We start from the raw sequence: 14816 nt of genomic DNA, 5'->3' as shown, positions 1-14816 counted from the left end.
GCCAAGTCAAATGATCAGGTTGGCGAGGATCTCGTTTTCGGTAATATCCTCGTAACCCATGCCGGCTGCTTCGAAATTTCCGATCAGCCGGGCGAAATTCTCAGGCGCCTTGGTTTCGATGCCAATCAGGATCGAGCCGAAGTTACGCGCCGATTTCTTCAGATATTCGAAGCGGGCGATGTCGTCGTCGGGGCCGAGCAGATTGAGGAAATCCCGAAGCGCGCCCGGGCGCTGGGCGAGCCGCAGGATAAAGTATTTCTTCAGCCCTGCGTAACGCATGGCTCTTTCCTTTACGTCAGGCAGACGCTCGAAATCGAAATTGCCGCCGGAGACGACGGCGACGATTGTCTTGCCGCGGAGCGCCTGGCCGTCCATCGCGGCGATCGCCGTCAGCGACAAGGCACCGGCCGGCTCCAGCACGACGCCCTCGACATTCAGCATTTCCTGAATGGTGACGCAGATGGCGTTCTCCGGCATCAGTTGCACTTGGCTTGCCGGGAAATCGCGAAGGGCGGCGAAATTCAGGTCGCCGATGCGGGCGACCGCAGCGCCATCGACGAAATTGTCGACCTTGGCAAGCGTCGTCACCTTGCCCGCCTCGATGCTGCGCTTGAGACTCGGCGCGCCGGCGGGCTCGGTGAAGACGAAAGCCGATTTCGGCACGGTGCCGTCGAGATAGCCGGTGATGCCCGCGGCCAGTCCACCGCCGCCAACCGGCAGGACGACCATGTCGGGCACGGTTCCTTCCGGCAGCTGCTGCATGATTTCGGCGGCGACGGTTGCCTGGCCTTCGATGATGTCGGCATGGTCGAAGGGCGGCACCATGACGCCGCCGACCGCTTCAACATGTTCGCGGGCGGCCTGGTAGCACTGGTCGAAGAAGTCGCCGAACAGCCGGATGGTGATGAATTCGGCGCCGAACATACGGGTCTTGTCGATCTTCTGCTGCGGTGTCGTCACCGGCATGAAGACGACGCCCGGCACGCCGAAATGGCGGCAGACGAAGGCGAAGCCCTGGGCGTGATTGCCGGCCGAAGCGCAGACGAAGGTCTTGCCGGCGGCACCCTGCCCGATCGCCTTGCGGAAGAAATTGAAGGCGCCGCGGATCTTGTAGGAGCGCACCGGCGACAGATCCTCGCGCTTCAGCCAGATATCGGCTCCGTAGCGGGCCGACAGATGATCGTTGAGCTGCAGCGGTGTAGCCGGAAACAGGCTGCGCATTGCCTCTTCGGCGCTTTCGACATCAAGTCTCGTCACGGGCGTGGTCCATTTCATGATTAGCCACTGCCGCTATGGCATAGGCCGACTGGCAAAAGAAAGCCCGTTTCGGCCATTTCCGGTTCCCGACCGGGAAAGCCTTTCTTAAGCCAACCGTAAATTGACGGCAGATGAACTGATTTTTACTGTCAAGAAAAATGCAATCCCCTAATATCAAGCCATGATGATCTTCAAATTTGCAAGACCGTTCGCCTGGCTGCTGCTCGCCCTCATCCTCTTCGTCACGGTTTCGCCAATCGGGCTGAGGCCGGAAACGGTCACGACGGTCGATACCGACCGCGGCGGCGCCTATGTTCTCGTCGGCCTCGCCTTCGCGCTCGCCTATCCGAAACAGTGGAAGATGGTGGCGGTGCTGCTGATCGCCGGTGCAGTCGCCATCGAATATCTGCAATATCTCGCACCAACACGCCATCCGCGCCTGCACGATGCCGGCATCAAGGCCGCGGGCGCAGCCCTCGGGCTCCTGGCTGGCTGGCTGATCAACAGGTGGCGCGAGACCAAAGCGCCAAACGCGCTTCCGCTCACAGAGCGATGATCACAATCGGGAACAGACCGCACATAATCCCGAAAGTCGAATTCGGGATCTGTCCAGACCGAAAGTGATAGAGCGTCCTTAGCGCGTCTTCCTAGATGCGCTAAGGACGCTCTAGAAACCGCGCAAATGCATTGCCCAGAAGAACAGCGGTATCGCGGCTATCGTAGTCCCCAGAACAAGTGCGACACTGGTCTTGAAGATGCGGATGCGCCGAACCTTAGTCCCATTCCAATCGTAAACCATCGTCTTACTCCCACAAGACAACACTTACTCAACTGTCGCGGCGCAATCGTTACGCCAGAAATTCCTTTGTCAAGCGATAACTTGCTTTTATGCACAATATACAAGCAGATTCAATACAGGCATATTCAAACAGGATTATGAAGGTGGTGCGGGCGAAGGGGTTCGAACCGGTACAGCCAAGGCCGAAATTTTAAAGCCACCGCCACTACTGCATCGTGCAGGGGCAACCCTTCGACTTCTCGGATACCGACGCCAAGGTGCTGGAAGAATGGCTCGAGCCGAGACCGTTCCAAAGCCTGTTAGGATTCATCCTCGTCATCGCCCGCCCGAAACAGGGCCTCATAGTCTCTACCACCGTAGAACACGTTGACGAGCTCAACCGCGTCGGTGACGTGATAGGCGATCACGGCGGAATGCTCAAACGGCACCGTTCGCAAGCCGGGCGCCAGATCATCCCGAGGACGACCGCCGTTCGGTGCATCGCCGATCTTGTGGCACCTCGCCATGATGCGCTTCACGAAGCCATCGGCAATGACGTGGCTTCGACTCATGTCGGCAATGTCGAGATAAATTTGGCGAAGGTCGCTCAGTGCCTCAGGCCGATAGATGACCTTAGCGCGCCGCATTACGGGACGCTTTTTCCTGGCCTTTCATGAAGCGGTCCATTTCCACTTCCGCCTCTTCTGCCGTCAAACTCGGGCGCGGGTCGTCCAGAGAACGGCGGATGCGGGCTCGCATCGCGTTGAGGCGTTCGGCATCCTCGAGCCGCTGGCGTTGCCACACCCGTACCGCATCACGCATCGCCTCACTCGTGGTCGCAAATTCACCGGCCTCGACCGTATCGCGAACGCTCCGCAGCATATCGGCCGTGAGGGTAATAGTCACCTTTTCCGCGTTTCGCATCGTCATCCACGTTCCTTGGTTTCTTATAAAGTATGATAAAATCATATTTTACACCAGAAAAATTGCGATGCCATCCGCATCAAAAGCGATGGTGACGAATACTCGGGATCTACGGCAATTTGCGTGATGGGCTGTGGCCTACTTCCCTGACCATGCTGTAAATACCTCCGACAACCGATGGATAGCAGTTGAGAATACCGTCTCTCTTTGTTAGCAGAGGGAACCACGCGGACGTGGTGGAATCGGTAGACACAAGGGACTTAAAACAAAATTGAGTGCACCGGCGGAAACGCCGGCTGTAGAACTGCTCAAAGTCGGGGAAACCTGTCAGATGGCAATCCCGAGCCAAGCCCCGCCAGGGGAAGGTGTAGAGACTAGACGGGCAGCACCTAAGGCAAACGCTAGGGTGAAGGTATAGTCCAGACCACAAACGCCGAAAGGCGGCGGCGAAAGCCGTAGCGGTAAGAAAATCCCTCGGCCTAGGCTATGCGGGTTCGACCCCCGCCGTCCGCACCAGCCTTCGCTCTGTTCTCTTCGGCTCGGCGAGCCGAAGAGAACAGCCAAGCGAAGGCTGTCGCGCCGTAGTTCCGTCGGGAACGAAGGCGGACTGGTTCGATAATGCTCCGGCTAGCTGCACCAGTATTGGATTGCATAGAGATCGCCGCCATCGAAGGGATTGAGTTTCCTAGAGTAGGCAGGCGGCCACGCGGGCGCATGATCTGCCCCATCGGCGCTTCCTCAAATCCACAGTCAAATATAAGGCCGCTCGACCCGTCGAGAGGCTGTAAACAAAAAGGCGCGGCGAGCCCCATGCCCGCCGCGCCTTCATTATTTCAGCGTCAAAGATCAGGCGAGCTTGGCAGCAAGCTTGGCGACGTGGGCGCCCTGGTATTTGGCGCCTTCCAGCTCGATCTCTGAAGGCTGGCGCGAGCCGTCGCCGTTGGTGATGGTGGAAGCGCCGTAAGGCGAGCCGCCCTTGACTTCCTCGGTGCCCATCTGGCCCTGGAAGGCATAAGGCAGGCCGGCAACGACCATGCCCTGGTGCAGGAAGGTCGGGATGAAGCCGAGGATGGTCGATTCCTGGCCGCCGTGCTGGGTGGCCGAAGAGGTGAAGACCGAACCGAGCTTGCCGACGAGTTTGCCGGCGAACCAGAGGCCGCCCGTCTGATCCCAGAAATTGCGCATCTGCGAGGCGACCGTGCCGAAGCGGGTGCCGGCGCCGACGATGATCGCGTCATAGTCCGCCAGTTCGTCGACGGTGGCAATCGGAGCCGCCTGGTCGACCTTGTAATAGGAAGCCTTGGCGACGTCTTCCGGAACCAGTTCCGGAACGCGCTTGACGGTGACCTCGGCGCCGGCCGACTTCGCGCCTTCGGCGACCGCATAGGCCATGGTTTCGATATGGCCGTAAGCCGAATAATAAAGAACGAGAACCTTCGCCATTTTCTATCTTCCTTGAAACAGTGGGTTGAATTTCGTGCCCGATGCGATTTCTATCAGCGCGCCTGGGCGAACACAGCCCTGCCCTCAAGAACTCAGTGTTCACCACCCGGAGACGAAAATTCGCTTGCGGTTTTCATTTCGGCAAAAATGACGCATCGCCCGAATTAAAGAGTTGGCGCATGATGTCGTCCGAAAACCGCCTGCACTTTTCGGCATCATGCTCTGGTGTTTGCAAAGCGAGCGAACGGCGCTACCTATTCCCCAGCCTCACATCACGGAACATCCCATGAGCCAAGACATCGTCGTCACCGCCGCCATGCTCGCCATCGGCGACGAACTTCTCTCCGGCCGCACCAAGGATAAAAATATCGGCCATCTCGCCGATTTGCTGACGCTTTCCGGCATCGATCTCAAGGAGGTGCGCATCGTCGCCGACGACGAGGAGGCGATCGTCGAGGCGCTGAACGCGCTTCGCGGCAAATATGATTACGTCTTCACCTCGGGCGGCATCGGGCCGACGCATGACGACATCACCGCCGATGCCATCTCCAAGGCTTTCGGCGTGCCCTGCGAATATGATGAAGCGGCAATGACGCTGCTTGCCGAGATGTACCGCCGCCGCGAGATGGAATTCACCGAGGCGCGCCAGCGCATGGCGCGCATGCCGCGGGGCGCTGCGCATATCGCCAACCCGGTCTCGACGGCGCCTGGCTTCATCATCGGCAATGTCCATGTCATGGCCGGCGTGCCGCAGGTCTTCCAGGCGATGGTCGACAATGTACTGCCGACGCTTCGAACCGGCACGCCGGTGCTCTCGCTCGCTATCGCCTGCCCTTACGGCGAAGGCGAGATCGGCACGCCGCTGACCGCGATCCAGAAAGCACATCCGGAAACCAGCATCGGTTCCTACCCACGCTATATCGGCCAGAAATTTTCGACCGAGATCGTCGTGCGCGGCCGCTCCCAGGCAGCAATCGATGCGGCCGGTGCCGAGGTGCAGGCGATGATCGACGCCATCCGCCAAAGGAAGGATATCGCCGAAAACCATTCCGCCGAGGCTTAAGGGCAACGCCGGAACTCAAAGGCCATCCTTGATCCCGATCAAGGAACAGGAGAACGGTCCGGCGCATTCCTTCCCTCGCGCAAGCCATTTCAGCGCAAGGAGAATTGATATGTCTTACAAAACCATTCTCGCCATTCTCGATACATCGGACAATAGCGGCGCGGTTGCCGATTTCGCCTTTGCCATCGCTGCTGAAAGCGGCGCCCATGTGATCGGCCTGCATGCCGAAATCATTTCCGCCGTGCCGCTGGTCGCGCCGATGGAAATCCCCGATCCCGTTGCCGTGCAGGCGCTGCAGGATATGGCGCATAGCGAAACGATTGCCGTCGAGCGCATCTTCAGGGCGAAAGCGGAGGCGGCTGGCGCCTCCTTCGGATGGCGCAGCTTTGCCACGTCAACCGGTTATGGTTCCGCGCCGCTGATCGAAAGTGCGCGCAGCGCCGATCTCCTGATCGCCTCGCAGGCCGACCCGGCCAGACCTTCCGACAGCCACGTCGACGTCGACAGTTTCCTTTTCGAAACCGGCCGGCCGGTGCTGATGATCCCCTATACCATTCGCCAGCCGAAGCCGATCAAGCGCGTGCTGATCGCCTGGAACGGATCGAAAGAGGTGGCGCGCGCAACCTTCGACGCACTGCCGATCCTCAAAGCCGCTGACGAAGTGGAGATCTTTTCGGTCGATCCGGCCGACACGGCGCTGCAATCGCCGCTGACCGCTGGCGCCGACATCGCCGCGACGCTTGCACGTCATGGCGTGAAGGCGACGCTCTCGACGGCCCAGAGTGTGGATAAGAGCGCATCGCATGTCATCGAGAACCGGCTTTCGGACAGCAGCATCGATCTTCTCGTCATGGGCGCCTATACGCATTCCTGGCTCTGGCAGATGATCTTCGGCGGCACGACCAAGACCCTGCTGCAATCGATGACGGCGCTGACGCTTTTGTCGCGTTGATTGGCTGCTCTTGCCTTTTGCCGGCAAATCCCGCTAATTGCGGCGACCGATGACAGCTTTGAGCCTCGGCCCCATCTCGCGCAGTTCCGGCTGCGCGATTTGCGTTTTGCCAATCGCCGCTTCAAGCCCATCCGGTCGCCGGCAAACGGCGTGTTGTTTTTTCATGCCGCGGAGCAGCCCGATGTCCCTTCCCGATAAAGCCTTTCCCGTTTCCTGGGATCAGTTCCACCGCGATGCGCGCGCCCTTGCCTGGCGGCTTGCCGGCTTGAATCAGACGTTCAAGGCGATCGTCTGCATCACCCGCGGCGGCCTCGTTCCGGCCGCGATCATCTCGCGCGAACTGAACATCCGGCTGATCGAGACCGTCTGCGTCGCTTCCTATCATGACTATGTGAACCAGGGCGACATGGTGCTGCTCAAGGGAATAGCGCCCGAACTTATGGAGAATGGCGGCGAAACCGTGCTGGTAATCGACGATCTGACAGATACCGGCAAGACCGCCGCCCAGGTGCGCACCATGCTGCCGAAGGCACATTTCGCCTGTGTCTACGCCAAGCCGAAGGGTGTGCCCACCGTCGACACCTTCATCACCGAGGTGAGCCAGGACACCTGGATCTACTTCCCCTGGGACATGGGCTTCACCTATCAGGAGCCGATCGCCAAGGGCGCCGGCTGATCGCCATCGATCACAGCGCGCGACCTTCGTATTTACTACTTGAAATTGTTCCAGATTTTGTCGGCGAGGTTTCCTGAATCCGCTATCGGGATCTGCACATCTATTTTATCTTGTCCTAATAGACTTGGCGACGTGCGAATCATCTCAGGTTGCGCTTAAAGCGTGCAACGAACGATGTGATATAAGGAAGCAAGATGGCGCGGTGGGGGCATATAGGAGCGGTTGTGACCGTCGGGCTGGCGGCCTTTCTGTTGCCGCTGGCGCCCGTTCTCGCTGAGCTTGCCTACATCCCCCTCGTGCGGGACTATGTCGAAAACCGGATCCGGCCAATAGTGGAAACGCCGTTGGTGCTGAAAGCCATTGCCGAGCAGAACGCGAAATTCGGCAATGTCAGCGAAATGGATATGCTGGTGCTCGATGAGACCTACCGATCGGAGGTTAATCAGCACCAGCTGCAGATGGTCAAGCTGCTGCTCGACAAAACCGTGTCGCATTACCTGAGGGAAAAACAGAACGCCTCGCAGGGCGCGGTTCTCGAATTTTTCGTCACGGATTCGCACGGACTGAATGTCGGGCAGAGCACCATCACCGCCGACTATTGGCAGGGCGACGAGGAGAAATATCTCAGAACCTTCGCCAACGGCTCCCGGGAGATCTTCATCGATCGGGCCGAACGCAATGAATCCACCCAGAATCTCGAGACGCAAGCGAGCTTTGTCGTCATGGACGAAGAGAATAGGCCGATTGGCGTCGCCATCGTCACCATCGCCATCGATGCGCTTTAAAAAGAGCTGATTTCACCGGCGAATCGGCATGCCCATTTTCGCCGGAAATGCCATCACAAGATTTGCCGCAGGATGCTTTTTTGCCATTCCGAGGTTTTCCTTAGCCGGCAACGCCTGCAAGCCATTGTAATATCAGCGCTCCCCGGCTTTCCCCAATCTCCACAGGCGCATCCACAACATGTTGTGGTTAGCAATCAATTAAAAGCCAGCCCTTGACGGAATCAGCTGTTTCAAACTTTACTGCTCCTGATGTTGCGGCGGCGACAGGACCGGAGGTAACGAGCCCGGTTCCCTTTTGAAAATTAGGACGCGGAATCAGGGCGATGGACCGGGAACGGTTCAGGCCAGACAGGACTTCTGCGCGGTTTTCAGCCTCCAAAAAAAGTGACATCGGGGCTGGCGATAATAAGCTGTTAATACTATATTTAGCGTTTGCAGCCACCATCACCACAAGATACAGGAAGGACATCTCCGGATGACACCCCTGTCACGATACGGAAACGAGACTGGCTGCACGATGACAAAGTGCCGCCGGATAGGAATTTTGCGCCTGAGGTCGTGGGGACCGGGCGCCAACGCGAGGTCAAGACTATGCGCATCGAACGTCGTTTCACGAAGGCCGGCCAAGGCGCCTATGCGGATATAGAATTCCGCAAGGCGACGAGCGAGATCAAGAACCCTGACGGTTCGGTCGTGTTCCGCCTCGAGAATATCGATGTTCCGGCGCAGTTCTCCCAGGTCGCGACCGACGTGCTGGCGCAGAAGTATTTCCGCAAGGCCGGCGTTCCCACACGGCTGAAGAAGGTCGAGGAAAACGATGTTCCTTCCTTCCTGTGGCGCTCCGTTCCCGACGATGCTGCGCTGAAGAACCTGCCGAAGGATGAGCAGACCGGCTCCGAAATCGATGCGCGCCAGGTCTTCGACCGTCTTGCCGGCACCTGGACCTATTGGGGCTGGAAGGGCGGCTATTTCTCCTCCGAGGAAGATGCCTCTGCCTTCAAGGACGAGCTTGCCTATATGCTCGCCACCCAGCGCGTCGCCCCGAACTCGCCGCAGTGGTTCAACACCGGCCTGCACTGGGCCTACGGCATCGACGGCCCCGGCCAGGGCCATTTCTATGTCGATCCCTTCACCGGCAAGCTGACCAAGTCCAAGTCGGCCTACGAACACCCGCAGCCGCACGCCTGCTTCATCCAGTCCGTCGAGGACGATCTCGTCAATGAAGGCGGCATCATGGACCTGTGGGTGCGTGAAGCGCGCCTGTTCAAATACGGCTCCGGCACCGGCTCCAACTTCTCGATGCTGCGCGGCGAAGGCGAAAAACTTTCCGGCGGCGGCCGCTCATCCGGCCTGATGAGCTTCCTTAAGATCGGCGACCGTGCCGCCGGCGCCATCAAATCGGGTGGCACGACGCGCCGCGCCGCCAAGATGGTGGTCGTCGACATCGACCACCCGGATATCGAGGAATATATCAACTGGAAGGTCAAGGAAGAGCAGAAGGTCGCGGCTCTCGTGACCGGCTCCAAGGTCGTCGCCAAGCATCTGAAGGCGATCATGAAGGCCTGCTTCAATTGCGAAGGCGGCGATAACGGCGATTGCTACGACCCCAACAAGAACCCTGCCCTGAAGCGCGAAATCCGCGCCGCCAAGAAGGACCAGGTTCCCGAGAACTACGTCCAGCGTGTCATCCAGTTTGCTCGCCAGGGCTACAAGGATCTCCAATTCAAGACCTACGACACGGATTGGGATTCAGAAGCCTACCTCACGGTATCCGGCCAGAACTCCAACAACTCCGTCTCGATCAAGGACGACTTCCTGCGCGCCGTCGAGAATGATGGCGAATGGAACCTGACCGCCCGCAAGGACGGCCGGGTGATGAAGACGCTGAAGGCGCGCGATCTCTGGGAAACCATTTCCTATGCTGCCTGGGCCTCGGCCGATCCCGGCATCCATTTCAACACGACGATGAACGACTGGCACACTTCGCCGGCCGGCGGCCCGATCCGCGGCTCGAACCCGTGCTCGGAATACATGTTCCTCGACGACACCGCCTGCAACCTTGCCTCGCTGAACCTGCTGCAGTTCAAGGACAAGGCTACCAAGCGCATCAACATCGCCGATTACGAACATGCGGTTCGCCTCTGGACCGTCGTGCTCGAAGTCTCGGTCATGATGGCGCAGTTCCCGTCGAAGCGTATTGCCGAACTCTCCTACGAATACCGCACGCTCGGCCTCGGCTACGCCAATATCGGCGGCCTGCTGATGTCGTCAGGCATTCCCTATGACTCCGCCGAAGCCCGCGCCATCGCAGGCTCGCTGACCGCGATCATGACCGGCATCTGCTATGCCACCTCGGCCGAAATGGCTGCGGAGCTCGGCCCGTTCCCGAACTTCGCGCCGAACCGCGAGAGCATGCTCAAGGTCATTCGCAACCATCGCCGTGCGGCGCATGGCGAGAGCTCCGGCTATGAGGCGCTGTCGATCAACCCGGTCGCGCTGATCCATTCGGAAAACCCGGACCAGGATCTCGTCGCCCACGCCAAAGCGGCCTGGGACAAGGCGCTCGAGCTTGGCGAACAGCATGGCTACCGCAATGCGCAGGTCTCGGTCATCGCGCCGACAGGCACGATCGGTCTCGTCATGGACTGCGACACGACAGGCATCGAGCCCGACTTCGCCCTCGTCAAGTTCAAGAAGCTCGCCGGAGGCGGCTATTTCAAGATCATCAACCGCGCCGTGCCCGACGCACTGCGCACGCTCGGCTATTCGGAAAGCCAGATCGCCGAGATCGAGGCCTATGCCGTCGGCCACGGCAACCTGAACCAGGCGCCGGCTGTCAATCCGTCGACGCTGAAGACCAAGGGCTTCACCGACGAGAAGGTGGAAGCCGTCAACGCCGCGCTGAAGAGCGCCTTCGACATCAAGTTCGTCTTCAACCAGTGGACGCTCGGCGCCGACTTCCTGAAGGAGACGCTGAAGGTTTCCGACGAACAGCTCGCCGACATGAGCTTCAGCCTGCTCGACCATATCGGCTTCTCGAAGAAGGATATCGAAGCCGCCAATATCCATGTCTGCGGCGCGATGACGCTGGAAGGCGCTCCCTTCCTGAAGGCGGAACACCTGCCGGTCTTCGATTGCGCCAATCCCTGCGGCAAGATCGGCAAGCGCTACCTCTCGGTCGAAAGCCATATCCGCATGATGGCGGCTGCCCAGCCGTTCATCTCGGGCGCGATTTCCAAGACGATCAACATGCCGAACGAGGCGACCGTCGAGGATTGCAAGAACGCCTACATGCTCTCCTGGAAGCTTGGCCTCAAGGCCAATGCGCTCTATCGCGACGGCTCGAAGCTGTCGCAGCCGCTCAATTCCTCGCTGATCGAGGACGAGGACGACGAGGATGCGCTGGAGGAACTGCTGCAGGCACCCCTCGCCGCCCAGGCCGTCACCATCACCGAAAAGATCATCGAACGGGTGGTCGAGCGCGTTTCGCGCGAACGCGAGAAGCTGCCGAACCGCCGCCAGGGCTATACCCAGAAGGCCGCCGTCGGCGGACATAAGGTCTATCTGCGCACCGGCGAATTCGGCGACGGCCGCATCGGCGAGATCTTCATCGACATGCACAAGGAAGGCGCTGCCTTCCGTGCGATGATGAACAATTTCGCCATCGCCATCTCGCTCGGCCTGCAATATGGCGTGCCGCTCGAGGAATATGTCGAGGCCTTCACCTTCACCAAGTTCGAGCCGGCCGGCATGGTCATCGGCAATGACGCGATCAAGAACGCCACCTCGATCCTCGACTATGTCTTCCGCGAGCTGGCCGTCTCCTATCTCGGCCGCCACGACCTCGCGCATGTCGATACATCCGACTTCTCGAACACGGCGCTCGGCAAGGGCATCCAGGAAGGCAAGACCAACCTGCTCTCCACCGGCTGGACCCGCGGCTACAAGCCGACGCTGGTGCCCGGCACCGGCGGCGAACGCCAGGCGGCGGCCGAGCCCAAGGGTGCGGCCACCGCCGCCCCTGCCCGCGCCGCTTCCACCGGCACCGTGACCGCTTTTGCAGGCAGCGCTGCCCGCAAGCTGGAGCCAACGGTCGCCATCGCCACCTCCGAAATCGTCGCCTTCAAACGCGATTACGAAGAGCGCGCCAAGGAACTGGCGGAAGAGATCGCCGAAGAGGTGACCGAGGAACTCACCAGCGACGCGACAGCCCTCTTCTCCGACAAGGCGGCAGCCGACGCGGCAACGGCGAAATCCGAAGCGAAGAAGCGCGAAGCCGAACGCCGCCAGCGCTCGATCATGCAGGGCTATACCGGCAACATGTGCTCGGAGTGCCAGAACTTCACGATGGTGAGGAATGGGACTTGCGAGAAGTGCGACACGTGTGGTGCGACGAGTGGGTGCAGCTGAGCGGGCTTGTTGTCTAACGCGTCTCGTTGAAAGACGTCCGACACAAACTGATCGATAGTGAAAGCCGCCGACAGTCAGCTGCCGGCGGTCTTTTATTTGGCCGAGACGATCGCCACTCGTTCGAAGCTCGAGATAGACGCCGCGGTCTTCTCACTTCCCATAGCCTACCTGGTGAGGTGCAAGCAGGCTTGCAAGAACAATCGCCGCAATGTTGAATAGCGATCACGAACGCGGGGGAATCAATGCGTTACATCGTTGCTGGGATGTTGTTTCTATGCGCATTTCCTCTGTCTGCGGCGGAGATCACGCGAGAGCCGTTGGAGGGCGACACGGACCTGATCTCCGTCACAGGCGTCTTGAACGAAGGCGACGAAATCGTCTTCAGAAACCTGGCCGCTGCCTCCAGCAAGGCCCTTGTTTTTCTAAACAGCGAGGGCGGGGATCTCAAAGCCGGGATTGAGATCGGGCGCGCCATCCGCCTTCGAGGCTTTGCGACGGCCACACCGCCGGGGACCTTGTGCGCGTCGGCTTGCGCCCTGACCTGGCTTGCCGGTTCGCAGCGGTTTCTTCAGCCCGAATCCAATATCGGTTTCCATGCCGCCTATCGCGTGGTCGACGGCAAGGCCAGCGAGAGTGGTGTCGCCAACGCACTGGTCGGAGCTTATCTCAACCAGCTTGGGTTGCCCGAGACTGCCATCGCCTACGTGACGTCGGCACCACCTGAAGGCATCGCGTGGCTGACGGCCGCCAAGGCGCAGTCCGTGGGCATCACTTACGACGCGATTGACGAGGACGGACCTGATCCGGCGTCCGAGGCGAGCAAGACGTTTCCGCACGATCCCATGGGCACGGTGACGGCCTTCTACTCCGCGCTCGCCACAGCCGATGGTGAAACCGCCTCGGCGCTGGTCGTTCCGGAGAAGCGCGGCCAAGGCCCCTTCAACGAAGCGTCGATCCACACCTTCTTCGGCGCAATGTCGCAGCCGCTCAAACTCACAGGCACGGCGCTGCGCGGCAATGATGATGTCCGGGTTTCCTACGAATACGTCACCAATGACGGCCGTCGCTGCCGGGGGCGCGCCGATGTCCAGACCACCTATGTGTTTGGCAAGACTCTGGTCTCGAGGATCAAGGTGCTTGACGGCTGCTAGACAAACTACCGCGCCTCGCCCGCGGACCGGCGATGCTTACTCTCCATACCTATAGGAATTGGCATCGCATTTGTGCCACATCTTATCGCTCTCGGGTTCATCGTTGTGGCCATAACACCAGTCAACGCGATCGAGCAGTGGACCGATCTGGTCGCGTCGTTTGCAGGCCCGCTCCGTCTCGATGCCGTAGCGATCGGTGCTGCCGCGGCAGATGTCGTCCAGTCCTATCCACTGATGGATCAACCGATCCGGCGCTTTGGCTCCCTTGTCCGTGGCGAGAACCTTTCCGGTCTCGGACTCGATCTGCAGCGACGCCGTGTTCCACACGAAAGAGAATTCCGCCATCCCGGAGGAAGTCCTACCCGTATCCCGGTTTCGGGCAAACCACTCGACAATTCCTGACATTTCGCATTTTCCGGCGCAGCTGGCAGTCACGGAGCCCGGCTTGACGCTGTAGATGCGCTCCGGCCAGCGTTGGGCGAAGGCTGCCTTTTCCTTCAGGACGGCGTCTTTGTCGACCGAGTTTCCGAAGAAGGAGACCTCGTCGGCATAGACACCCTTCATAAAGGCCAACGCAGAGGCACTGTCTTTCGACCATTCGTCATTGTATCGGTTGACGAAATCAACCGCCTCCGTGGTCAGGTCGCCGGGTGCGGATGCGGTGGCCTCCTCGGAAGCGCTTGGGTCCGATGGCATGACGGCGGGTGTTGCGCTCAGCTCTGGCGCGGCGTCCGGCTGTGGCGACGTGCTTGCCGGTGGCGAGGGCATGTTCTCGGGCGTGATGATGTTCCAGTCCCGCATTTCGGCAGAGGTAAGATATCGTATGTCGTCACTGTCGATCGACAGGCTGAGCTGCAGCAAATTGGGGCTTACCCCCATATCGGTGAGATATCCGATGATCTCGCCGGTCAGCGATTGAACCGACGAGACTACCAATTTGTTGTCCATGCCGGCATCGTCGGATAGCGAAACCCGATGCACGCCGATGGAGCCCGGCTCTGCAAACCTTTCAACGCCACCGACGAAGGCGAAGGCGCAAGCCGATGCGCACTCGGCGGCTCTGATCTGGACCGTTCTTGCATTCAGCAGGCGGAGGGCCCGGCCGAACCTGATCGCGGCGACCACGTTTCCGCCGGGCGAGTCAAAGGTGACATAGTTCGGCTGGTACTGCGTATATTCGTCGACAAGCGTCATCGGATCGTCGGAACTCTCGAACACGCCTTTTATCGCCAGGGCGCGCTCTCCCGGCGCGCCGTCCAGACGTTGGTAGGAAATGGCCGCATGTGCCTCCGCGGCAAGGGCGACGAACGCCAGCAGCACCGATATGAACGAGACGGATTTCCGCATGCTTCTCCAGCCTTCGAGCACGTATATCTC

13 protein-coding genes are annotated in these 14816 nt (G+C 59.9%); 7 read left to right on the top strand and 6 right to left on the bottom strand.

What is annotated here, in order from left to right; all coding sequences use genetic code 11:
• Nucleotides 1-6 precede the first annotated feature (6 nt).
• A complete protein-coding gene (ilvA, locus tag V8P77_RS05980) occupies nucleotides 7-1257 on the bottom strand; it encodes a threonine ammonia-lyase (RefSeq protein ID WP_222259740.1) in 1251 nt (416 codons plus the stop codon).
• Between the two features lie 181 nt (nucleotides 1258-1438).
• Here ilvA and V8P77_RS05975 point away from each other — a divergent pair, with 181 nt between their 5' ends.
• Nucleotides 1439-1813, top strand: coding sequence for a VanZ family protein (locus V8P77_RS05975; protein WP_335911243.1), 375 nt, complete (start codon nucleotides 1439-1441; stop codon nucleotides 1811-1813).
• 542 nt (nucleotides 1814-2355) lie between these two features.
• Here V8P77_RS05975 and V8P77_RS05970 read toward each other — a convergent pair.
• From V8P77_RS05970 to wrbA, 3 genes are all read right to left on the bottom strand, one after another.
• Nucleotides 2356-2682, bottom strand: a complete 327-nt coding sequence (locus V8P77_RS05970; RefSeq protein WP_335911242.1) for a type II toxin-antitoxin system RelE/ParE family toxin — start codon at nucleotides 2680-2682, stop codon at nucleotides 2356-2358.
• A complete protein-coding gene (locus V8P77_RS05965) occupies nucleotides 2669-2959 on the bottom strand; it encodes a ribbon-helix-helix domain-containing protein (protein WP_026265193.1) in 291 nt (96 codons plus the stop codon). The genes V8P77_RS05970 and V8P77_RS05965 overlap by 14 nt, the downstream gene beginning before the upstream one ends.
• 846 nt (nucleotides 2960-3805) lie before the next feature.
• Nucleotides 3806-4402: an NAD(P)H:quinone oxidoreductase type IV gene (gene wrbA, locus V8P77_RS05960; RefSeq protein ID WP_003538774.1), complete on the bottom strand. Its 597-nt coding sequence runs from the start codon at nucleotides 4400-4402 to the stop codon at nucleotides 3806-3808.
• Between the two features lie 286 nt (nucleotides 4403-4688).
• Here wrbA and V8P77_RS05955 point away from each other — a divergent pair, with 286 nt between their 5' ends.
• The 4 genes from V8P77_RS05955 to V8P77_RS05940 all read left to right on the top strand — a co-directional run bounded on the left by V8P77_RS05955 (nucleotide 4689) and on the right by V8P77_RS05940 (nucleotide 7878).
• Nucleotides 4689-5465: a competence/damage-inducible protein A gene (locus V8P77_RS05955; protein WP_168286570.1), complete on the top strand. Its 777-nt coding sequence runs from the start codon at nucleotides 4689-4691 to the stop codon at nucleotides 5463-5465.
• Between the two features lie 109 nt (nucleotides 5466-5574).
• Complete coding sequence (locus V8P77_RS05950) at nucleotides 5575-6417, top strand: putative universal stress family protein (protein WP_335911241.1); 843 nt, start codon at nucleotides 5575-5577, stop codon at nucleotides 6415-6417.
• A gap of 181 nt (nucleotides 6418-6598) precedes the next feature.
• A complete protein-coding gene (gpt, locus tag V8P77_RS05945) occupies nucleotides 6599-7093 on the top strand; it encodes a xanthine phosphoribosyltransferase (protein WP_335911240.1) in 495 nt (164 codons plus the stop codon).
• 194 nt (nucleotides 7094-7287) lie between these two features.
• Nucleotides 7288-7878, top strand: coding sequence for a hypothetical protein (locus V8P77_RS05940; RefSeq protein ID WP_335911239.1), 591 nt, complete (start codon nucleotides 7288-7290; stop codon nucleotides 7876-7878).
• 187 nt (nucleotides 7879-8065) lie between these two features.
• On the opposite strand, the gene V8P77_RS05935 is transcribed toward V8P77_RS05940, so the two are convergent.
• Entirely contained in the window at nucleotides 8066-8347 is a 282-nt protein-coding gene (locus tag V8P77_RS05935) for a hypothetical protein (protein WP_335911238.1), read from the bottom strand.
• Nucleotides 8348-8469: 122 nt separating this feature from the next.
• Here V8P77_RS05935 and V8P77_RS05930 point away from each other — a divergent pair, with 122 nt between their 5' ends.
• Together V8P77_RS05930 and V8P77_RS05925 are read left to right on the top strand one after the other, a co-directional pair.
• Nucleotides 8470-12288, top strand: coding sequence for a vitamin B12-dependent ribonucleotide reductase (locus V8P77_RS05930; RefSeq protein WP_335911237.1), 3819 nt, complete (start codon nucleotides 8470-8472; stop codon nucleotides 12286-12288).
• Nucleotides 12289-12530: 242 nt separating this feature from the next.
• The gene (locus V8P77_RS05925; RefSeq protein ID WP_335911236.1) at nucleotides 12531-13439 is read left to right on the top strand and encodes a COG3904 family protein; all 909 of its coding nucleotides are present in this window, start codon (nucleotides 12531-12533) and stop codon (nucleotides 13437-13439) included.
• A 36-nt stretch (nucleotides 13440-13475) separates the two neighbouring features.
• Here V8P77_RS05925 and V8P77_RS05920 read toward each other — a convergent pair whose 3' ends face one another.
• Nucleotides 13476-14786 (bottom strand): hypothetical protein, encoded by a 1311-nt coding sequence (locus V8P77_RS05920; RefSeq protein WP_373694574.1) that lies wholly within the window; start codon nucleotides 14784-14786, stop codon nucleotides 13476-13478.
• Nucleotides 14787-14816 lie beyond the last annotated feature (30 nt).

Source organism: Rhizobium aouanii, from assembly GCF_037002925.1.
GTDB lineage: Bacteria > Pseudomonadota > Alphaproteobacteria > Rhizobiales > Rhizobiaceae > Rhizobium > Rhizobium aouanii.
This window is presented reverse-complemented; position numbering and strand designations above follow the sequence as displayed.